Origin of the sequence: Sphingomonas psychrolutea (genome assembly GCF_014636175.1) — a bacterium.
GTDB lineage: Bacteria > Pseudomonadota > Alphaproteobacteria > Sphingomonadales > Sphingomonadaceae > Sphingomonas > Sphingomonas psychrolutea.
The window spans coordinates 1-21,347 of the sequence record NZ_BMDW01000007.1 but is presented as its reverse complement, the minus strand read 5'-3'; the positions used below and the strand labels follow the sequence as shown (position 1 = coordinate 21,347).

Annotated in this window: 18 protein-coding genes, 1 pseudogene, 1 riboswitch and 1 other annotated feature; of the genes and pseudogenes, 8 read left to right on the top strand and 11 right to left on the bottom strand. The window is 64.1% G+C overall.

Features of this window, described 5'->3' with window-relative positions; all coding sequences use genetic code 11:
- Position 1: 1 nt before the first annotated feature.
- The 11 genes from IEV62_RS07165 to crtY form a co-directional block, all read right to left on the bottom strand.
- A complete protein-coding gene (locus tag IEV62_RS07165) occupies positions 2 to 1,306 on the bottom strand; it encodes a chloride channel protein (protein WP_188446196.1) in 1,305 nt (434 codons plus the stop codon).
- 218 nt (positions 1,307 to 1,524) lie between these two features.
- Positions 1,525 to 3,015, bottom strand: a complete 1,491-nt coding sequence (locus tag IEV62_RS07160; RefSeq protein ID WP_188446195.1) for a SulP family inorganic anion transporter — start codon at positions 3,013 to 3,015, stop codon at positions 1,525 to 1,527.
- Between the two features lie 65 nt (positions 3,016 to 3,080).
- Positions 3,081 to 3,136: a sequence feature (sul1 is cis-regulatory element that is thought to sense ions involved in sulfur or methionine metabolism; They are found in Alphaproteobacteria), on the bottom strand.
- Positions 3,137 to 3,482: 346 nt separating this feature from the next.
- Positions 3,483 to 4,463, bottom strand: coding sequence for a YcaO-like family protein (locus tag IEV62_RS07155; RefSeq protein ID WP_188446194.1), 981 nt, complete (start codon positions 4,461 to 4,463; stop codon positions 3,483 to 3,485).
- Positions 4,460 to 5,710: a YcaO-like family protein gene (locus tag IEV62_RS07150; protein WP_188446193.1), complete on the bottom strand. Its 1,251-nt coding sequence runs from the start codon at positions 5,708 to 5,710 to the stop codon at positions 4,460 to 4,462. Before IEV62_RS07150 ends, IEV62_RS07155 begins: the two co-directional genes overlap by 4 nt.
- A gap of 59 nt (positions 5,711 to 5,769) precedes the next feature.
- On the bottom strand, positions 5,770 to 6,054 hold the full coding sequence (locus tag IEV62_RS07145; protein WP_188446192.1) for a Nif11-like leader peptide family natural product precursor: 285 nt from the start codon (positions 6,052 to 6,054) through the stop codon (positions 5,770 to 5,772).
- 31 nt (positions 6,055 to 6,085) lie between these two features.
- The gene (locus IEV62_RS07140; protein WP_188446191.1) at positions 6,086 to 7,312 is read right to left on the bottom strand and encodes a JmjC domain-containing protein; all 1,227 of its coding nucleotides are present in this window, start codon (positions 7,310 to 7,312) and stop codon (positions 6,086 to 6,088) included.
- A 580-nt stretch (positions 7,313 to 7,892) separates the two neighbouring features.
- A complete protein-coding gene (locus tag IEV62_RS07135) occupies positions 7,893 to 8,867 on the bottom strand; it encodes a phytoene/squalene synthase family protein (protein ID WP_188446190.1) in 975 nt (324 codons plus the stop codon).
- Positions 8,864 to 9,445 carry an LOG family protein gene (locus IEV62_RS07130; RefSeq protein WP_188446189.1) on the bottom strand — a complete coding sequence of 194 codons (582 nt, stop codon included), beginning with the start codon at positions 9,443 to 9,445 and terminating at the stop codon, positions 8,864 to 8,866. Before IEV62_RS07130 ends, IEV62_RS07135 begins: the two co-directional genes overlap by 4 nt.
- A gap of 93 nt (positions 9,446 to 9,538) precedes the next feature.
- Complete coding sequence (locus tag IEV62_RS07125) at positions 9,539 to 10,618, bottom strand: lipase family protein (protein ID WP_188446188.1); 1,080 nt, start codon at positions 10,616 to 10,618, stop codon at positions 9,539 to 9,541.
- Between the two features lie 120 nt (positions 10,619 to 10,738).
- Positions 10,739 to 12,223 (bottom strand): phytoene desaturase, encoded by a 1,485-nt coding sequence (locus IEV62_RS07120; protein ID WP_188446187.1) that lies wholly within the window; start codon positions 12,221 to 12,223, stop codon positions 10,739 to 10,741.
- On the bottom strand, positions 12,220 to 13,419 hold the full coding sequence (gene crtY, locus IEV62_RS07115; RefSeq protein WP_188446186.1) for a lycopene beta-cyclase CrtY: 1,200 nt from the start codon (positions 13,417 to 13,419) through the stop codon (positions 12,220 to 12,222). The genes IEV62_RS07120 and crtY overlap by 4 nt, the downstream gene beginning before the upstream one ends.
- Before the next feature lie 83 nt (positions 13,420 to 13,502).
- Between crtY and IEV62_RS07110 the strand changes: the two genes are divergently transcribed.
- The 8 genes and pseudogenes from IEV62_RS07110 to IEV62_RS18225 form a co-directional block, all read left to right on the top strand.
- A complete protein-coding gene (locus IEV62_RS07110) occupies positions 13,503 to 14,357 on the top strand; it encodes a sterol desaturase family protein (RefSeq protein ID WP_188446185.1) in 855 nt (284 codons plus the stop codon).
- Positions 14,281 to 14,718: a DUF2141 domain-containing protein gene (locus tag IEV62_RS07105; protein ID WP_188446184.1), complete on the top strand. Its 438-nt coding sequence runs from the start codon at positions 14,281 to 14,283 to the stop codon at positions 14,716 to 14,718. The genes IEV62_RS07110 and IEV62_RS07105 overlap by 77 nt, the downstream gene beginning before the upstream one ends.
- Before the next feature lie 72 nt (positions 14,719 to 14,790).
- On the top strand, positions 14,791 to 15,663 hold the full coding sequence (locus IEV62_RS07100; protein ID WP_373868578.1) for a MipA/OmpV family protein: 873 nt from the start codon (positions 14,791 to 14,793) through the stop codon (positions 15,661 to 15,663).
- Positions 15,664 to 15,812: 149 nt separating this feature from the next.
- The gene (locus IEV62_RS07095; RefSeq protein ID WP_188446182.1) at positions 15,813 to 16,871 is read left to right on the top strand and encodes a ferritin-like domain-containing protein; all 1,059 of its coding nucleotides are present in this window, start codon (positions 15,813 to 15,815) and stop codon (positions 16,869 to 16,871) included.
- Positions 16,872 to 16,929: 58 nt separating this feature from the next.
- Entirely contained in the window at positions 16,930 to 17,934 is a 1,005-nt protein-coding gene (locus IEV62_RS07090; RefSeq protein WP_229732893.1) for a ferritin-like domain-containing protein, read from the top strand.
- Between the two features lie 39 nt (positions 17,935 to 17,973).
- Positions 17,974 to 18,095: riboswitch (TPP riboswitch) on the top strand.
- 40 nt (positions 18,096 to 18,135) lie between these two features.
- Entirely contained in the window at positions 18,136 to 20,049 is a 1,914-nt protein-coding gene (gene thiC, locus IEV62_RS07085; protein WP_188446180.1) for a phosphomethylpyrimidine synthase ThiC, read from the top strand.
- Between the two features lie 111 nt (positions 20,050 to 20,160).
- Complete coding sequence (locus IEV62_RS07080; protein ID WP_188446179.1) at positions 20,161 to 20,556, top strand: avidin/streptavidin family protein; 396 nt, start codon at positions 20,161 to 20,163, stop codon at positions 20,554 to 20,556.
- A gap of 10 nt (positions 20,557 to 20,566) precedes the next feature.
- A pseudogene (locus tag IEV62_RS18225) lies at positions 20,567 to 20,934 on the top strand (phosphomethylpyrimidine synthase ThiC); the annotation flags it as partial.
- Positions 20,935 to 21,347: the final 413 nt, after the last annotated feature.

Sequence of the window (21,347 nt, the reverse complement as noted above, 5' to 3'; positions counted from 1 at the left end):
GTCATGCGGTCGGTCCGCTCAGCGCCGTGCGCCACGGCTTTGCAAGACCATGATACAACCGCTCCTTGCAGACCAGCGTCGACACCGAATGCGCGATCAATGCCGACAGGAACAACGGCATGATCAGCCCGCGGCTGGCGGTTGCCTCGACGATGATGATGACGGCGGTCAGCGGGGCACGAACAACCCCGGTGAAATATGCGACCATGCCGAGCAACACGACCGCGCCACCGGGATCGTCCGGGAAAAGCGGCCGTAGCAAGGCCCCCAACCCCGCGCCGGTCGCCAGCGAGGGCGCGAAGATGCCACCCGGAAGGCCCGACGATGCCGTGGCGAGTGTTGCGGTAAACTTCGCCGGGCCGAACCAATAGGGAGCGTTCGTCCCATCGATGATGGCGTGCGCCGCCGAATAGCCCGTTCCCCACGTCAATCCTGTGACGACCCCGAGCAAGGCGACAACCACCCCGCACAGGAACGCCCAGACGATCGGTCGTCCCTTGAACCACGGCACCCACCGATCGCGCGCAGGCCCGATGTTCAACATGGCGCGGGCGAAGAGACCCCCGCTCAGGCCGCCAAGAACGCCTGCAACGGGGGCGACGCGGATGACCGATCCCACGCTCATATGTTCGCCAACGGCGCCAAAATACACATAGTCTCCGGCGAACCCGAGGCTGACGATGCCGGCAAGCAGGATTGTCGTCATCACCAGCAACGCGACGCGCTGTTCATAGGCATCGGCCAATTCCTCGATCGCAAACGTAACCCCCGCAAGCGGGGTATTGAAGGCAGCGGCAACGCCCGCGGCACCCCCGGCGATGATCATCGATGCGCGGATCGGCGCCCGGAACAGCCGGGTATACCAGCCAAGAATCGCTGCTGAAATCTGTACCGTCGGCCCCTCGCGTCCGACCGACGCACCGCACAGCAAGGCAAGAAGCGTAAACGCGCCCTTGATCGCGGCAATTTTGGGCGAGATCAGCTTGCGCAACGCCGCTTTGGGCTGGTGCACCGACGCGATCACTTGCGGAATGCCCGAGCCTGCGGCTTCGGGCGCGAAGCGGCGGGTCATCCACGCGATGGCGACAAAGGCCAGCGGCGTTGCGATCAGCGGCAGCCACCAAATCGCGTGAACCGTCGCGGTGAACACGGTGCTGGCGGAATCCGCGAGCCGGGCGAAGAGCAAGGCGGCAAGGCCGATCGTGATCGCACCCAATGCCATCGCAGCGCGGCGCCGCCACATCACGGAGGCGGGGCCGTGGCGCCTGAGCAATACCCTCCACCGGCGGTTTATGGGCAATTTCATGGGATCTCCACTTAGTCCGGGCGCATCGCTGCACCACTGCGAATGTGGCCTCGCCGAAACAGCGGTTTGCACTTGGACGCTTCCCAACGCTAAAGCCAGTCCGCACGTTCGCGCTCAGGTTCGATGGCTGGGCGTTGCGCAGCGGGTTTGCCGCGATCGGGCTGGTCTGCCTTGTGGCAGCAGCGGCGGGCGCCCCTGCTGAAGGCTGATGCTGGCCTTCAGTGCGGCGTCAGTCCGATCTCGACCCCGGTCTTGTCGTGTAGCGCAAAGCGATCGATCAAATCGGCGCTGGCGCGGTTATAGCCGATGATGTCGACATGGCGACCGTCGCGCCGCATCCGTCCAACGATCTTGTCGAGCGCGGCGACCGCCGAAATGTCCCAGAAATGGGCGCCGGAAACGTCGATCGTGACGCACGACCGATCGTCTGCGCTGCCCAACGCCGCGGCGAATCGATCGACCGAGGCAAAGAACACTTGGCCGGTGACGCGATAGATCGATACGCCATCTTCGACCGAATGCTCGACCGCAACCATCCGGCGCACCTTCCCGGCAAAGAAAATACCCGAGAGCAACACGCCGGCCAGCACGCCCTGCGACAGGTCGCGCGTCGCCACGACCACGACGACCGTTGCCAGCATCACGATCGAAGAGGTCGGCGGGTGGCGCCGCAGATTCGCGATCGAATTCCAGCTGAATGTGCCGATCGACACCATGATCATCACAGCGACAAGGGCGGGCATTGGTATGCGACCGACGAACGGGCCGAGCACGGCCAGCAGGAAAAGCAGGAACGCCCCTGCGACGAAGGTCGAGAGTCGCCCACGCCCACCGGAGGTGACGTTGATCACCGACTGCCCAATCATCGCGCAGCCGCCCATGCCGCCGAACAGCGCCGCCACGATATTCGCGCCACCCTGTCCGGCACACTCGCGGTGCTTGTCGCTGTCGGTATCGGTCATGTCGTCGACGATCTGTGCGGTCAGCAGCGATTCCAGCAGACCGACCGCCGCCATCGTCACTGAATATGGCAGGATGATCTGCAGTGTTTCCAGCGACAAGGGCACTGTTGGCACGGTGAAGCTTGGCAACCCTTCGGGCAGCGTGCCCATGTCGGCGACCGAGCTGACCGGCAGGCCCATCGCGATGCTGACGATGCTGAGCACGACGATCGCGACGAGCGGCGAGGGGACCGCCCGGCTAAGCCGCGGGAAGCCATAAATGATCGCGAGGCCACCCGCGACCAACGCGTAGGTCTGCCAGCCGACGTTGGTCAGTTGCGGCACCTGCGCCATGAAGATCAGGATCGCCAGCGCGTTGACGAAGCCGGTGATCACAGAGCGCGAGACGAACTGCATCAAAAGGTCGAGGCGTAATACCCCGGCAACGATCTGAATCAGCCCCATCAAAAGCGTTGCCGCAAGCAGATACGCGACGCCGTGATCGCGCACTAGCGGTATGACGACGACGGCAACCGCCGCAGTTGCCGCAGAGATCATGCCGGGACGACCGCCGATCAACGCGATGGTCATGGCGATCGCAACCGACGCATACAGCCCAACGCGCGGATCGACGCCCGCAATCACCGAAAAACCAATGGCTTCCGGAATCAAGGCGAGCGCAACAACGATACCGGCAAGGAGTTCGCGCGACGCCGTGCCGCCGATCGGGATCCATTCGTTTCGGTACTGAGGCAGGTTGAAGGTCATGAGGTGTCCGCACATAGCGCACGATCCCGCGCGACAACCGCCGGGATCAAAAAGGACGTGAGTGCTGTTGTCCGGCGGATCGGCGGCCGGAATAGCCACCCGGGTTTGCACCGGGTCCAAGCGAATGCAGCTGTCTTACAGATGCGACCCACCGGAAAGCAAGGCCGCTGCGCCGCAATATCGGAGCATGCGCCGCCGCCGCACCTGTGTGGACCTATCCGGCGGCTGGGTCGTTTGTCGTTGAGATAAAAATCGCCACCGCGCGTTCTTCGTTTCCCGGGTACCTTCTCTTTCCGATCCTGTTTTGGTTCGGATCTCAAAGTACGGCTGCAACGGCTGCCCAACTTCCCCCGGTTCAGAATTCCGACCAGTCGGCGCCGAGGCCCCTGATCTCGGCCGAGCAACTGCGGGCGGCCGCCGTCGATCCGACAACGCGACCTACACGCTGCCACGGCCCGATGCAGATTTCACCAAGCCGCTGGCACAAGCGAACGCCGATGGCAGGGTTGACCCATGGCTCGCCAGCCTTGCGCCTCAAGATGACGTGTATGCCCGAACAGATCGTCGCGCGATCCGGCGATCATCACCAGCCGCCCCTGCGCCGCCTCGGTCAGCGCGCGTTGCAGCGCGATTTCGGGATCGGGGTGGCAGCCATAGCCGCGATACAGGCCGAGCTCGGGCGTCTCGCGGTCGATCGCATAGACCATGACCGTGGGCACGCCGATCTCGCTCGAACAGTCGAACGCGACAACCTCGATCCCAGCCGCAGCATAGCGGTCGAGCAGCGCGCGGGTCGCCACGCCGATCCCCGCGGCACCAGGCCCGAGCCGAAGCCGCGGCGGCGGGCGATCATGCCGTTCCCAGGCGTAGCGCATGATCGCGATCGCATCGCGCTCGATCAGCTCGCACAGGCCGCCGAAGATCGCTTCGTCGATCGTATTGCCCGCCGACAGCCCGTTCGATCCGGTCTGGAACGGCATGATGTCGCCAGCACCCCGCCGATAACGGTCGAGCGCGACGAGCTCGAGCGGGACCGCCACGTCTTCGCCATCGGCCAGATCGCGCACCAGCGTCCAGTCGACCGGCAGCCGCGCGTCGAACGGCGCATCGCGCGCGATCGGCAAGTCGCCGCGCGCGATCACGCGGTGCGTCTGCGCGACCTTGGCATATGACGCGCGCCATTGCGGCGGCCGGGCATTCTCACCGGCATGACGCTCGACGCACTCCATCGCCGCCGAGGCGCGGGCGAAGGCCAGCGTCATCCCCTTGCCGGCATCGACGCTGAGATAGCGCGCGGTCGGACGGACCGAGAGCACCACGGGAATCCCGATCCGGTCGAGCCCGGTAATGTCGGCCAGCCGCGTCAGCCCGAGCGCGCCCTTGCGTTCCAGCACAAGCGCGATGGTCTCCTCAGGCGGCGGGCGCTGCCATACGCGCGCCGCCGTCATTGCAAGCTCCGGTGGCGTTCGACCCAGGCGAGCGCGCGCGGGCCCGGCGTATATTGATCGAACATATAGCCTTCGAGCCCCGGCACGAGCACGCGAACGACCGGGATATCGATGTCCGGGTCGGTGAGATCCACCACCAGCGCTTGATCGATCCCGGCGGCGCGGAGCCGGTCGAGGATCGTCGCGACATCCTCCTCGAAACTGTCGCTTGCGGCACTGGGCAGCGGCACCGCGTCGGGATCGAACGCCAGTGCCAGCATGTCGTTCACCATCGCGTCGCTGTCGGCGAGCTGATGCGCGAACTGGTCACGGCGAAAATAATCATCGCGCGATCCGGCGATGAAGATCAGCCGCGCCTGCACCGCCTCGGTAATCGCGCGGACCATCGCGACGGCCGGGTCGAGATGCGCACCATAGCCCTTGGTCCCGCCGCTGTGGCGGTATTCGGCCTCGAACACGAAGGCCATGTAGCACGGCACGCGCGTGTCGACGGTACAGTCGATCAGCACGAGTTCGAGATCGGCCTCGCCGAGCCGCCGCAACAGATCGGCGACCGAGGGGTCATCGACAAGAGTTGGATCGACGCGTCGCCAGGTCTGCGGGATCGTCGTGACCAGCAGCCGGTCGCACGCCACCGCATCGCGCTCGACCACTTCGTAAAGCCCGGCGGCGATTGCCTCGAGCAAGTGATTGCCCCCGGCAAGGCCGTTGCTGCCCATCGCGAACGGCCGGTCGATCAGCGGACGCTGGCCAGCGGGCGGCGCCATGCCGACGCACATTTGCGGCACATAGACCGGGCGCTGCCCGATCAGGTCCCACGCCTCGACCCAATGATAGGGCTTGTCGTCATCGAACAAAGCGAGGCGATTGAGCGGGAGCAAATCGCGGGCGATCCGCGCCTCCTCGGGCAATTCGGCCCAGCTCGCCTCGACCACGTCGAGCTGCATCGCCTCGGCATGATAGATCTCGACCGCTTCCATCGCCGCCGACACCGTCGCCGCGACCAAGGTGAAGCCCTTGCCCGCGGCATTGGCCAAGGTCGGGCAATTCGGCCGATGCGCGAGCACGGTCGGGATGCCAACACGGTCGAGCCCGGTAATATCGGCGAGCCTGCTGACCCCCGCCGTGCGCAAATGCGGCCGCAACCGCTCGAGCGTCTCGGCCGGCGACACGGTGCGGTGGGTTGCTTCGAAGAAACGCTTGCGCGCGCTGAGCGGCGCGCCGCGCAACAGGATCGGCTCGGCCATTGCGTGTCTCTCGACAAAGGGTGGGAGTCCCCGGGAAGAGGACTCCCTGAAGGTCGATGTCAGGCAGCGGCGACCGCTGCGGCCGCGCCGGCGAACACCGTCGTCGTGGTGGTCGTGGTCGTCACCGTATCGCTCGCCGCGACGAGGCCACCGGTGGCGAGATCGTTGGGGCTGAGCGACATCACGGCCGGCTCGATCGCGTGCTGGATGTCGTCGCGGGTGACGTCGCCAAAGCCGTTCTCGGACAGGAAGCCCAACTTCTCGCTAACGGGCAGAGCATCGAGCTCCTTGCGGAACGCTTCGTCGGTCGCAATCTTGGTGATCAGGTTCTGTGCGGAACTCATGACGCATTCTCCAGTGGTGCGGACAGGGGAATTACACGGACGGCACCAACGCCGCGTGTTCGGGGGCAGCGGCGCGCAGGTCGCCGCCGAAATCAGGGCCGTGGTCGGTGTCGGGAACGAGGACGCCCTCGCTCAGCAGGCGCTCGGCGAGGACGCGCTGACCTGCGGCATCGAGCCCGGGCAAATCGCGGACGCGGAAGCGCGGCGTCTCCGCGACGAAGACCAAAGTGCGAAAAATGTCGGCAGGGCCGCGCGTCTGGCCGCCGGGATAGGCGATCACCGCCGCGCCATCGCTCTGGCTGACGAACGGCAGCAGACCGGGCGCATGGCGCAATGGCTGATCGCTATCGAGCACGGCATTGCCCCAGTTGAAGCGCGCGGCGGGGTGCGGATGCATTTGCCCCAGCATCTCATGGACGAGCGCGCCGTGCGTCGCCTCGGCATCGAAGCCGCTGGCGAGCCGGTCCGCCAGATCGCGGAACAAGGCGGCGATCGCGGTTGCGCCATCCGTCGACCCGAGCAGGCCAGGTGCCAGCGGCTGGCGGAATGCGACGTCGGCATCGGCCGCCAGCGCCAACGCCCGCGCGATCATGTCGCGCGCGCGGATGCAGTTGATATAGACCGAGACGTGCACCGATGGTGCCGCGCCGCTGAGCGCGATGTGCGGAAACCCCATCGGCACGTACAGCACGTCGCCCGGCGTCAGCCGGTAATCGACATGCGGCTCGGGTAAAGCCGGCAGATCGGTCAGCGGATCGCCAAACAACGGCTTCTCGCGCACCGGGCGCGCGACTTTCCAGGTCTTCTCGCCGCTGATCTGCATCGCGAACACCGCGGCGGCATCGAAATGCGGGGTCAGCCCCTGCGCGTTGGGAGGGCTGAACACCAAGGTTGCGCCGACCGGATGGCGGAACGCCGTCTCCAGCATGCGGCAAAAGTCCGCGAACGGACCCCAGCGCAAGTGAATCTCGGGAACGAAGATCGTCTCGCCGGCATCATAAGCGCGCCGCGCATCGGGCAGCGGACGGCTGGTATGGCGCGGGCCGACCGCACTGTTCTTGGCAACGCTGAACGGCGGCTGCCCGCTACGCCCGTGCCACGCGATCAGCGATTCGAGATCACCTTCGCCAAGCAAGCGATCGAGCAGGTCGTGCTTGGCGGTCAGCAGAAGCGGCTCACGCTCCCAATGACGCGAGAGGAAGTCGGGCAAAGCGAGCGGCTGCAAGAGCGCGAGCAAGTCCATGCCTGTAGCAGCCACGCACACCTCCGCGCAATTGCCGTCGCGCATTGTGCACCACAGCAACCAATAAACATCCAAAACTGATCAAATTAAACGCCGAACTCGCGGACAATAAATATCACTGATTCTGTCAGAGTCAACGGTCGTTACGTATTTGTCTCTTATATTACATGCAGAATGTCATTTATTCTACATAAACCTTATTATCTACAATACTCGTAAGTTTAGCCAATGGCACATATTGCTATGATGACGGAGATACACAGTCATAGGATTCAAGCGGGGAATGCCTGACGGCGCTTACTGCACTTTACCTGCGCTATCGGCACGTAGTTCGGAGTAAAGCGCGCGTTCAAGACATTGAAGATCATCGGGTCGATGGCCTGGTACCCCCCGGATCAGGGCGGAAAAATCGTGCATCACACCGGTCCGATCATCGCGAGGTTTTGCACCTGCTCAATCCGGCCCTGCTCAATCCGCCATCCCCCGAATTGTCCAAGTCGCCGGTCGAACCCTGCACGAGATGCCAGGCACCGTTCGGGCGCGCCGCGGATCGGGGTAAATCTGCGATGGCGACCTTGCGCCGCAATCGCCGTGATCAGCGCAGCGCAGCGCGCGGCCTCGTCCACAAGGCCGGGTCGCGCGGCTGCTCGGGATACAGCGCGTGCCGCTCCCGCGCTTGCCCCCAGGCGCGGGCCATCATGCCGATCTTTGCCGCGCCCGATGTCGACACCCTTTTATCCCATGCCCGCGGCCCGAGGGCGGCGACCTGCCGCGCGATCGCCCCGTAAATGTCGGCCGCCGCCAGCACCGCCCAGGCCGAGCGGAACGCCAAAGCCGGGGTCCCGAAGCGCGCACTCGCTTCATACGCTGCCGCGCGCTCGGCAAGGCGCGCGCCCAAGCGCCCAAGCGCATCACGATATTGTACCGCGAGCAGATCGTCCGCCGGAATCCCCGCTTCGTCGAGCCAGTCCTGTGGCAGATAGCAGCGCCCGGCGCGCGCATCCTCGCCCACGTCGCGCGCAATATTCGCCAGCTGGAAGGCCAGACCGAGATCGCAAGCACGGTCTAAGGTGGCGTCATCGTCGCGCGACACCCCCATTGCCAGTGCCATCATGCACCCGACGACGCCTGCGACATGGTAGCAATACAGGTACAAATCCTGCTCGGTCTGCGGCCGCCAGTCCTCGGCATCGAGCGCAAAACCCGCGATCAGGTCCCGCGGCAAGGCCGGGGGCAGCTTCACCTCGGCGGCGAACAGGCGGAGCGCATCGAAAGCGGGATCGCCGATCTCCGCACCCCCCAGCGCCGCCTCGGTCTTGGCGGAAATCTCGGCGAGCCGCGCGGGGCCATCGGTGACACCGGTCATGCCATGGCCATGGTCCTGCCCGTCGGCAATGTCATCGCACGCCCGGCACCAGGCGTAGAGCAGCCACGCGCGCTCGCGATTCGCGCGGTCGAACAGACGGCTGGCGGCAGCAAAGCTCCGCGATCCGCGCGCGATCGCTTCCTGCGCGGTCGCGACGATCGCGTCCCGGCTGGGCCCGCTCGCACCGGAATGCGCGCCGCTCAAAGGTCCTTCGCGCCGATCTTGGTGATCGTTGTCACCGGCACGTGGCGCTCCATTTGCGTCAGCAATCCGTCGAGCGCGGTATCGACGATGAGAATGTCGCGGTGTTGCGCGCGCAGGAAGCCGACCTCGGCCATATGGTGATAGAAAGCGACGAGATGGTCGTAATAGCCCGCGACATTGAGCAGCCCGACCGGTTTGGCATGATAGCCGATCTGCGCCCAGCTCAGCGCCTCCCACAGTTCGTCCATCGTGCCGGTGCCGCCCGGCAAATTGACAAAGCCGTCGCTGAGATCGGTGAACGCCTGCTTGCGCTGATGCATCGTCCCGACGATATGCAGCTCGGTGCAGCCTTGGTGCGCGACTTCGGCATCGACCAGCGCCTGCGGGATGATCCCGATCACTTCGCCGCCCGCCGCCAGCGCGGCATCCGCCACCGCGCCCATCAGCCCGAGCCGCCCGCCGCCATACACGACGCCAATCCCGCGCTCGGCGAGCGTCCGCCCGACCTCGCGCGCGCAATCGATATAGACCGGGTCGGCGGGCGTGGCGGAGCCGCAATAGATGGCGAGGCGTTTCATGCGCCTTGGCTAGGCGAGCCGCGCGTGCGCGACAAGCGCCGATATCGCGACAGCGGCGCGGTTCGCGGGTGGAGTGGCTCGAAAAAAGCGAGGCTAGGCTGGGGCATGTCCGGGTGATGGCGGTCGCGCTCCGCCACGCCGCGTCGGCAGCATGACCAACGTCGTCTCGTCGCTGGCTTGCGGCATCATCCCGGCGGCGATCAGCGTCGTCGCGTGGTTCAGCGGGGGAGCACTGACCCCCCACACGTTGTAATAATACACGTCTTGCATCGAGTGCATCAGAACAACCTCTTCCGGCCAGCTCGGATAGCTCTGCGCATTGACGGGAACCGGGTCGACGGTGAACGTGTCCGCCGCGCCCAGCGGATAATAGTCGCCTTGAGCGAGCCAAAGGGTCTCCAGAACGTAGTACAGCGCCCAATCGTAATCGAGGAGTGTGGGATAGGTTTGACCGGCGTTGGTCGGACCGGTGAACGATTTTTGAATTCCGGTGATATTGTTCCACGCCATTGGCACGACATCGTTGGTGTTCACCATCGGACTGTAGCCGGGGAACGCCGTGTTGAACGCCGTCTGAAAGGTCTGGTCCGAGATCGTCGGCGCCGCGAAGGTCATCGGATAGATCGTCGCGGTGACGTTGTAGCGCGGCAACTGATCGTACAGCCACAGCGCGGCGACGTTGGCCAGGGCACCGCCCAAACTGTGGCCGGTAACCAGGACATGGGTCGGATTGGCAGTCAACGACTCGCAAAGATACTGCAACAGCGTCTGGCCGCTGTTCGGATCGGTGGATGCGATCGCAAGCGCCAACGCGGCATTGGTTCCGGCCGTGATTTTGGCCTTGAGCGACTGCGGGAACTGCCACGTGACCAGGCTGGTATTGGCGTCAGCGACAAAGTTCGTCCAGACCCCCGTCACGAAAGCCGGGTTGGTCCCGCGGAAAGCGACCGCAAGCGTTCCGTCCTGACCGCGTGCCGCATACGACACGATCCCATCGTTGAAGGCCGGACCCCATACGAGCGTCCAAGGGCCGTTCGCCGCCGCGCCGATGTGCCCGAGCCCATCGCTGAAGTCGGCCGCGACGACGTAGCCGAAGTCGGAATCGGTATAGGCGATCCACGCAAGACTGGATGCAGCTTTGTTGGTCGGCGCGGCGGGCGTTGCGGAAGCCATCTGATCCCCCGTTGCAGTCGCATCTCGTGCGTGCGGCGGACCGCCGCCAACACGAATCGCGCGGTGAAGAATGACACTTTTCGCGGTAAATGCGAGACGCTTTTTGCGCCAAGATGGTCGCTAGCGCCCCGCCTCCAGCATCAACGCCGCGGTCGCCTTGGCGCTCCCGACCACGCCGGGAATCCCCGCGCCCGGATGCGTGCCTGCGCCGACGAAATACAGGTTCGGAATATGGTCGTCGCGATTGTGCACCCGGAACCAGGCGCTTTGCGTCAGGATCGGTTCGAGCGAGAAGGCGCTGCCGAGATGCGCATTGAGATCGCCCGCGAAATCCTTCGGCGTGTACGAAAATTTGGTGACGATCCGCTCATGAATGTCGGGGATCAGCCGCCGCCCGATCTCGTCGAGAATGCGTTTTTCGAGGATCGGTCCGATCTCGTCCCAATCGACCGGGAATTTGCCGAGATGCGGCACCGGCGCCAGCGCGTAAAAGGTCGAATCCCCCGCGGGCGCCAGCGACGGATCGGTCACGGTCGGGTGGTGCAGATACAGCGAGAAATCTTCCGGCAGCACGCCATGATCGTAAATATCGGCCATCAGGCCCTGATAGCGCGGCCCGAACAGAATCGTGTGGTGCGGGATACCCGGCCAGGTCCCCTTGATCCCGAAATGCACGACGAACAGCGAGGGCGAATAGCGTTTGCGCACCAGTGCCTTGCGGGTGCGCTGCGCACTCCGCGAGGAGGAGAGCAAGTCGCGATAGATGTGCATCACGTCGCCGTTGCACGCGACCATGTCGGCATCTTTATGCCATCCGCTCGCGGTCGTGACTCCGGTCGCGCGGTCGCCCATCGTCGCGATATCGACCGCTGGATCGCCCAACCGCAGCACGCCGCCGAGCCGCTCGAACTGCGTCACCATACCGGCGATCAACTGATTGGTCCCGCCCATCGCAAACCACACGCCGCCGTCTTTTTCGAGCTTGTGGATCAGCGCGTAGATCGCGCTCGTGTTCATCGGATTGCCGCCGACCAGCAGCGTGTGGAACGACAGCGCCTGCCGCAGATGTTCGTCCTTCACATAAGACGAAACAACCGAATAGACCGAGCGCCACGCCTGATATTTGAACAGCCCGGGCGCTGCCTTGATCATCGCCGCAAAGTCGAGAAACGCGACATGGCCAAGCTTGCGATAGCCCTCTTCATACACGCCGGCCGCATAATCGAGGAACTTGGCATAGCCCGCCACATCCTCGGGGTTGAGCTTGGCGATTTCGGCCCGCAGCGCGGTTTCGTCGTTCGAATAATCGAACGAAACGCCGTCGGGCCAATTGAGCCGGTAGAAGGGCATCACCGGCACCAGCGTCACGTCATCGGCCATGTCGCGCCCGGTCAGCGCCCATAACTCCTGCAGGCACGGCGGATCGGTGATCACGGTCGGCCCGGCGTCAAAGGTGAAGCCGTCTTTTTCCCACACGTATGCGCGCCCGCCGGGCTTGTCGCGCGCCTCGACGATCACCGTCTCGACGCCTGCCGATTGCAGCCGGATTGCCAGCGCAAGCCCGCCAAAGCCCGCGCCGATGACGATCGCCGTCCGCCCGCTCATGACTTGGCCGAGGGCAGCAAGCCGATCGCGCGCATCGCGCGCGGGATCGTGACGGGCGGCTTGCCGATCAGCACGCGCGCTTTGTCGAACAGTGTCGATCGTCCCGCATAGAAACGCCGCACCAATTGCGGATCGAGCCGATAGAAGCGCTCAAGAACACGGTAACGCTCGTCAGGGTCGGCAGCGCGAAACAACATCTTGTCGAGCATACGGTAGAAGCCGCGCGCCTTCCACGTCCTTCTTGCAAAATCGTGCGTCAAGGCGTGCAGCCCCGCCCCCGACAGGTCGCTCGCGGTCGCGATCAGCGCCGCCATCCGCACCGCATCGGGCAACGAATAGCCCGTGGTCGGGTGGAACAGCCCGGCGCGCATCCCCGCCTTGGCCACCTTATTGCCGCCCGATTGCCAGTAAGCCTCGAAATCGCCGCCCATCGTCACCGGCAGCACGCCCGATTCCTCGCGCACGATATGCTCGGTCTGCCAGCCATGCGCGGCGGCATAGTCCAGCACGCGCTCGGCAATCGGGTCGCTGTTGCTCCCGCTGCCGGGCTTCGGGCGGTACAGATCGGGCGTGTCGCTGTAATAGGTGTCCTCGACGAACAGCCGCGTCGCCGAAAACGGCAAGGTATAGACGAAGCGATAGCCGTCGATCTGCTCCACCGTCGCATCCATCACGATCGGATGGTCGACGCCGTGCGGCTCGTCGAGCGCGAATTCCATGCCGACGAACTTCTGCCAGCCCAGATCAAGCAAGCTGAGATCGCCGGGCCCGCGCGCATCGATCACGCCTTTCGCCTCGATCCGGTCGCCATCGGCGAGCACGACCGCGGTCGGGCTGGCGGCGAGCACCTTGCGACCGGTCATCAGCGCGCTCGGCGGCAAGGTTGCACGGACGACGGTGTCGAGCCGCTCCGATTCGATCGAATAATACGGGCTCTTCAGCGTCCTTTTGTGCGCCGGAAAGGCGATGTCATACTGCGTCCAGCCGTAGGAAATGAGCGGCGCGACGATCCAGCGATTGCCCTCGTCAATGTCGCTGGCAAAGAACGACCACAAATGATTGCCGCCGATCGACGGCGATCCCTCGACGATCCGCACGTCGAGTCCTGGCCGCTTCTTGGCCAAAGCAAGCGCGATCAACCCACCGGCCAGCCCGCCACCGACAATGGCCAAGTCGCAAATGTGGGTGGTCGGCATGGTGAAGAGCGATACTCGAAATGCGCCGTGGCGCAAGCGCGCGCGCGTGACGGATCGCTTCGCCCTGTGTAAGGTTCGCGGCGATGACCACGCTCTTTGCCATCCCGCTCGCTATCCCGGTCGCTGTCCCGATCGCGATCATCGTCTCGGCGCTCGCCATGTCGCTTATTGTCGGTATCCGGTACCTGATCGTGTCGGGCGCGTTCGATGTCGCGACGCGGGCGCGCCATCCCGGCCTCTATGTCGGCCTCACCCCGCAGATCCGCCGCGAGATCGCCTGGAGCCTCGCCTCGGCGTTGATCTACGGCATTCCCGCCGGCGTCGTCGCCTGGGGGTGGCAGAATCGCGGCTGGACGATGATCTACGCCGACAGCAACACTTGGCCCCTATGGTACGCGCCAGTCTCGGTTTTTCTGTATCTTTTCGCGCACGATACATGGTTTTACTGGACGCATCGCTGGATGCACACGCCGCGCGCGTTCCGTATCGCGCATGCGGTCCATCACGAAAGCCGCCCGCCCACCGCCTGGGCGGCGATGGCGTTTCACCCGATCGAAGCGGTCACCGGCGCTGTGATAATTCCGCTACTTGTGTTCGGGATTCCGATCCACGTCGCAGCGCTTGGGTTGGTGTTGACCATAATGACGGTTATGGGGGTGACAAATCATATGGGCTGGGAAGTCTTTCCTGCGTTCATGTGGAAGGGCCGATTAGGGGGTTGGCTCATCACCGCGAGTCATCATCAACGCCACCACGAACTGTATCGGGGCAATTATGGACTCTATTTCCGTTTCTGGGACCGGATCTGCGGCACCGATCGCGGCGTCGGCGATTTCGCCAAGAGCCATGCGCGGGCAGCCGATGCGCAAGCTGGCGCTGGCAAGCGGCCTGGGCGCAGCGGCGCTGCTGTCGCTGCCCGGAGCGGTGGCGACGGGTGAACTGTCGGTCGTTGTCTCCAATCTGCGCTCGCACAAGGGTTTCGTGCGCGTCTGCCTGACCGCCGACCCCGCCAATTTTCCGGCCTGCATCGACGATGCGCAGGCAGTTACGCGGTCGATCCCGGCGAGTGCGACCAATATTCGCTTCGACGGGCTCGCGCGCGGGGACTATGCAGTCGCCGTCATCCATGACGAGAATGGCAATCGCAAGCTCGACACGTTCGCCGGCATCCCGCGCGAAGGTTTCGGCTTCTCGCGCAACCCCCCCGTCACTTTCGGACCGCCGCGCTTCGCCGCCGCGCGCTTCACGCTGACCAGTGATGCCGAAACGCAACAGGTGCGGATGCGTTACTTGTTCTGACGTCGACGCGCGGACCCAAAGCATCGCGACGGCGTTACTGCCCCAAACCCCCTGTCTTTGGAGCTACGCGTGATTGATTCCCGTTTTCTTGCCGCTGCCGCCGTCCTTTTTGTGGCCGGTGCCGCCCCCGCCCTTGCGCAAGACGCCACCTCGTCCGCCGCGACCGACCCGCAAATTGCCGATGATTACGATAAGGACAGCGTCACGATCGGGATCGGCGGCGCCTATGTGCCCGATTATGACGGATCGGACAATTACCGCATCTCGCCAGGACCGGTTGCGATCGGGTCGGTCAAGGGCTTCAACTTCTCGGTGATCGGCAACCGCGGCAGCGTCGATCTGATCTCGAATCGCCCAGGGCAGAAGATCGACCTCCAATTCGGGCCGATCGCCGTGCTCAATTTCGACCGGTCGACGCTGTCGACGATCGACGACCCACGGATTCGCGCGCTGGGCAAGCGCAGCACCGCAGTCGAACTCGGCGGCTATGTCGGCCTCGGCAAGACCGGCATCATTACCAGTCCGTACGATCGGCTGGCGGTTTCGGTCAGCTATCGTCAGGGTGTGACCGGCGCGCATCGCAGCTATATCTGGCAGCCGACGATCAACTACATCACGCCGCTCAGCCGCAAGGCAGCGGTCGGCTTTTACGGATCGGCGCAATATGTCGGGCAAGGCTATGCCGACACCTATTTCACGATCACGCCGACGCAAAGCATCGCCAGTGGCCTGCCTGCCTTCAACGCGCGCAAGGGCTGGAAGAATTATACCGCAGGCGGCTTCGCGACCTACTCGCTGACCGGCAATTTGCTCCACGGCTTCAAGATCGTCGCGGGCGGCGGCTATACGCGGTTGCTCAACGATTATTCGTACAGCCCGGTCGTGCGCATCGCGGGATCAAAGAGCCAGTGGCTGGGTGCGGTCGGTGTAGCCTATACATTCTGACGCATTCACACCGGGTTCACCTTGTCCGGTGAAGCAAGGCTACCGACGCAAAACGGGCGTGATCCGCCACATCCCGTCTTGCGTCGCCGCCCGGTCGGTGCCACGCATCCCGGAATAGTGAAGTGTTTTAAGCAAAAGGGTTCGCCCCAATGACCGATACTGTGATGGACGCCGGGGACACGGATGCCGCGCTGATCGCGCAACTCGAGCGGCGCGCCGAACGCCGTAACGAACGGCGCGAATTCTTTCGCACCGCGTTGGGGGCTGGTGCCGTCGCGGCCGTGGGCGCAGCGGCGGTCACGTTGGGGTCGCGGGCCACTGCGCAATCGGTCAACGATGCCGCGACGCTCAATTTCGCGCTCAACCTCGAATATCTCGAAGCGCAATTTTACAGCTACGCGGTGACCGGCGCTGGCTTGGCCAACACGCTGTTGACCCCGGGCAGCGCCAGTACGACGACGCAAGGCGCGGTCACGGGCGGGCGTCAAGTCAGCTTCTCCGATCCGCTCGTCGCGCAATATGCGCGCGAAATTGCCGCCGACGAAGTCGCGCATGTCACCTTCCTGCGCAACCAGCTCGGCACCGCCGCCGTCGCGCAGCCCGCGATCGACATTGGCAGCACCGCGACCAGCGCGTTCAGCGTCGCCGCCGCTGCCGCCGGACTGGTCGCCAGCGGGGCAGCGTTCGATCCTTATGCCAGCGACGAGAATTTCCTGCTCGCGGCCTATTTGTTCGAAGATGTCGGGGTCACCGCCTATAAAGGTGCGGCGACGCTGCTGGAGAGCAAGCTCTATCTCGATGCCGCTGCCGGGATCCTCGCGGCGGAGGCGTATCATGCCTCGATCATCCGCACCGTCTTGTACCGCAAGGGGCTCGACACGCCGTCGCTGCGCACCTCGGCCGACGGCATTTCGAATGCACGCGATGGCCTCGACGGCACGACCGACGATGATCAGGGCATTTCACCCGTCACGCTCACTGCATCGCTGACCTCGACCACGACGCCGGGGTCCTATGCCCCGCAAGTCCCCACAGCCTTGCTCGGCCTTGCCTCCAACATCGTGCCCAGCGCGGCGGACGGCACCGTTTACGGTCGCTCGATCGGCGCGGTGCTCAACATCGTCTATTTGACGCGGTTGTCGGTGTCGAAGGGCGGCTTCTTCCCGAATGGCCTCAACGGCTCCTACGTCACCAGTTCCGCCAACTGATTGCCCGACTGATTGTGGTGCGACGCCAGCCAGTGATTATTCCGATCGGAGTTTCCCAGTGATCGACAGCGACCTTCTCCTCCACGCGCTCGATGCCAGCGAACGGCGTCGGTCCGAGCGCCGCGCGTTCCTGCGCAGCGCCAGTACCGCGACGCTCGCGGTTGGGGGCAGTGCGCTGCTCGCCGCCTGTGGCGGCGGGACGCCGACGCCAACCAGCACGGTGACGCCAACGCCAAGCCCGAGTTCGACCGCGGTGCTGCAGGACCAGGATACGCTCAACTTCGCGCTCAACCTCGAATATCTCGAGGCGCAATTTTACAGCTATGCCGTCACCGGTGCGGGCATTCCGGCCGTGCTGCTCGCCAATGGTAATGGCAATACCACCGTTCAGGGGAGCGTCACCGGCGGCCGCCAAGTCACATTCACCGATCCGGTGGTCCAGCAATATGCCCGCGAGATCGCGGCCGACGAAATCGCCCACGTCGCGTTGCTGCGTTCGGCGCTTGGCGCGGCCGCCGTCGCGCAGCCCGCGCTCAACATCGATGGCAGCGCGACCGGCGCCTTCACCGCGCTTGCGCGCGCGGCGGGGATCGTCAGTTCGACCGGTACCTTCGATCCCTATTTGAACGACGAGAATTTCCTGCTCGGCGCGTATATTTTCGAAGATGTCGGCGTCACCGCGTACAAAGGTGCCGCCGCACAGATCAACACCGCCTTGCTGATCGACGCCGCCGCCGGGATTCTCGCGACCGAGGCGTATCATGCCGGATTGATCCGCACCGTGCTCTATTCGAAGGGTCTGACCACGCCCAGCTTGCGCACCAATGCCGGGCTGATCAGCGATGCGCGCGACAGCCTCGACGGCACGACCGATCTCGACCAGGGCATTGTCGGCGACGCGACCATGTCGAACCTCGTGCCGACCGACAGCAACGGCCTCATCTTCGGCCGCACCGCGGGCCAGGTGCTCAACATCGTCTATCTCAACCGCAATGCGGTGGTTGGCGGCGGGTTCTTCCCGAACGGCTTCAACGGCAACATCCGCACCAGCGCGGCGAGCTGAATCGAGGCTGGACGCAGCCGCTGGCTGCGCCTAGTGTTGTCACTATCCCCGGGGAGCCATGTGGCTGAGAGGTGCGGTAACGACGCACGACCCGCTGAACCTGATCCGGCCCCTTGACCCCTCAAGGACTCACCGGCGGAGGGAGGGAGCGTGTTTCCACCCCGAAACCCGTGCCCCGCTCCGATTTTTGGAGCGACACGCATGGCCGACATCCCCGCCCGTACTGAAATTGGCGTCACGACAGGCGCGATCCGCGGCAGCCGCAAGATCCACGTCGCCTCGCCCAATATCCCCGGCGCCGGCGTCGCAATGCGCGAGATCCTGCTCGAACCGTCGTGCGGCGAGCCGCCCTTGCGCGTCTATGACACCAGCGGTCCCTATACTGACCCAAATGCGCAAATCGACATCTCGGTCGGCTTGCCGCAACTCCGCCGCGACTGGATCGTCGCGCGCGGTGATGTCGAATCGTACGACGCGCGCGAAACCCGCCCCGAGGATAACGGCTTGACCGGGCCCGATCGCTCGGCCGGCGTCCCGCAATTCCCGCACGTCATCAAGCGCCCCTTGCGCGCCAAGGCGGGCCACAACGTCAGCCAGATGCACTATGCGCGGCGCGGCATCATCACGCCCGAGATGGAATATGTCGCGATCCGCGAGAATCTCGGTCGCGCGCAGCTGAAAGAAGCCCTCATCCGCGACGGGCAGGATTTCGGCGCGTCAATCCCCGATTACGTCACGCCGGAGTTTGTTCGCGATGAGATCGCGAGGGGCCGCGCGATCATCCCCAACAACATCAACCACCCCGAATCCGAACCGATGGCGATCGGCCGCAACTTCCTGGTCAAGATCAACGCCAATATCGGCAACAGCGCCGTCGCCAGCAATGTCGCGTCCGAAGTCGACAAGATGGTGTGGTCGATCCGCTGGGGCGCAGACACGGTGATGGACCTCTCGACCGGGCGCAACATCCACGACACGCGCGAATGGATCATCCGCAACTCGCCCGTCCCGATCGGCACCGTGCCGATCTACCAGGCGCTCGAGAAAGTGAATGGCGTCGCCGAGGATCTCACCTGGGAAATCTTCCGCGATACCCTGATCGAGCAAGCCGAGCAGGGCGTCGATTATTTCACGATCCACGCCGGCGTCCGCCTCGCCTATGTCCCGATGACCGCCAAGCGCGTCACCGGCATCGTCAGCCGCGGCGGCAGCATCATGGCGAAATGGTGCCTCAGCCACCATAAGGAGAGCTTCCTCTACGAACATTTCGACGACATCACCGAGATCATGAAGGCGTATGACATCGCCTACAGCCTCGGCGACGGCCTGCGCCCCGGCAGCATCGCCGACGCGAACGACGAAGCACAGTTCAGCGAGCTCTACACGCTGGGCGAACTCACCCACCGCGCGTGGAAGAGCGACGTCCAGGTGATGATCGAAGGCCCCGGCCATGTGCCGATGCACAAGATCAAGGAGAATATGGACAAGCAGCTCGAAGTCTGCGGCGAGGCGCCCTTCTACACGCTCGGGCCACTCACCACCGACATCGCGCCGGGTTACGACCACATCACCAGCGGCATCGGGGCGGCGATGATCGGCTGGTACGGCACCGCGATGCTTTGCTACGTCACGCCGAAGGAGCATCTCGGCCTGCCCGACCGCGACGACGTGAAAGTCGGCGTGGTGACCTACAAACTCGCCGCCCACGCCGCCGATCTGGCGAAAGGCCACCCCGCCGCCAAGATGCGCGACGACGCGGTGAGCCGCGCGCGCTTCGAATTCCGCTGGCGCGATCAGTTCAACCTGTCGCTCGATCCCGACACCGCCGAACTCTATCACGACGAGACGCTCCCGGCAGAAGGCGCCAAGACCGCGCATTTCTGCTCGATGTGCGGCCCGAAATTCTGCTCGATGAAGATCACGCAAGAAGTGCGCGATTTCGCGGGCAAGCAGAATCAGGGCGTCGAAGGCTTTATTGCCAGCGGCCCGACCGGTGCGGAGACCGCAGCGGCAAGCAAGGCCGCGGCGATCAAGGGGATGGAAGAGATGAGCGCGCTCTACAATGCGTCAGGGCGCGAGCTGTACATTGGCGCTGGTGGGCGGGAGCACGATTGAGACGTTCGGCCAAGTGCGGCAGTAAGATATCCCCACTTGTTGTAGCTTGGCTTGGCCAAACCCGAACAGTTCGTTAGGCTGACGCTATTCGCACCGAGAAGGGGAAGTCGTATGTTGCACGAACAAGCGCTCCAAACGGCGGGCGCTACGCCTGCATTGGCCCCCCCGCCCAATTTCACCGGGCGTTGGCGCAACCAGATGAACTCGTTCATGGACCTCGCGATTACCGGCAGCTCGGTGACGGGACTTTACAATTCGGCGTCAAGCAGCGGTGGCGCGCCCGTTCAAGGCGTTATCAACGGCGTGACGATCGGTGATCTGATCGCCTTCACCGTACTGTGGCTGCCGAGCGGCTCGATTACCTCTTGGACCGGGCAATTGGTCGAAGAGGGCGGCGTACAGACGATTCGGACGCTGTGGCACCTCGTCACCAATATTCCCGACGACAACGAGGACGATAAGTTCTGGATGTCGACCTGGGCCGGTGCGGACGAATTCGTCCGCTGAGGCCCCCTGCTTCGAATTCCGCTGGCGCGACCCGTTCAACCTGTCGCGCGATCCGGGCAGCGCCGAACTCTATCACGTCGAAACGCTCCCCGCAGAAGGCGCCAAGACCGCGCATTTCTGCTCGATGAAGATCATGCAGGAAGTTCGGGAATTTGCTGCCGGTAGGGCAGCAAATCGTGACCTGCCCGGGGCAGGGCACGATCCCGAACTCGCGCCTTCGCGGGCAAGTAGAATCAGGGCGTCGAGGGGTTTATCGCCAGCGGCCCGACGAGTGCCGAGACGGCAGCGGCGAGCAAGGCAGCGGCGATCAAGGGAATGGAGGAGATGAGCGCGCGGTTTAAGGCCGAGGGTGGGGAGATTTATCTCCCTGCCGATTGAGTCTCTTCCGCCACACTTTGCAAATAATAGCGGGATGATCCGCCAAAAACTTTGACTTGTTGGGAAAAGAACGATTCAAAGCGCTTTGGGGAGCCTGCGATGACGATCTGTGTTGCCGTAAAAGTGCACGATTGCCTGGTGTTTGCAGCAGATAGCGCTCTGTCAGTGGTCGAAGGCGGAGAGACCGTAAACGTCTACGCCCACGGTAACAAAGTATTCAACCTCGTAAAGGGGCTGCCCGTTTGCGCAATGTTCTGCGGCATGGGTAACATCGGGCACTCGTCCATATCTTCACTCGCCAAGGAGCTCTGAGTTGCTGCCGGTCCCATGGACACCAAGTTAGACTACATGAGCCTGCTTCTCGAAGTCCATGGGGCTGAGATAGCCCAAGGTCGAGTGCCTGCGTGTGGGAT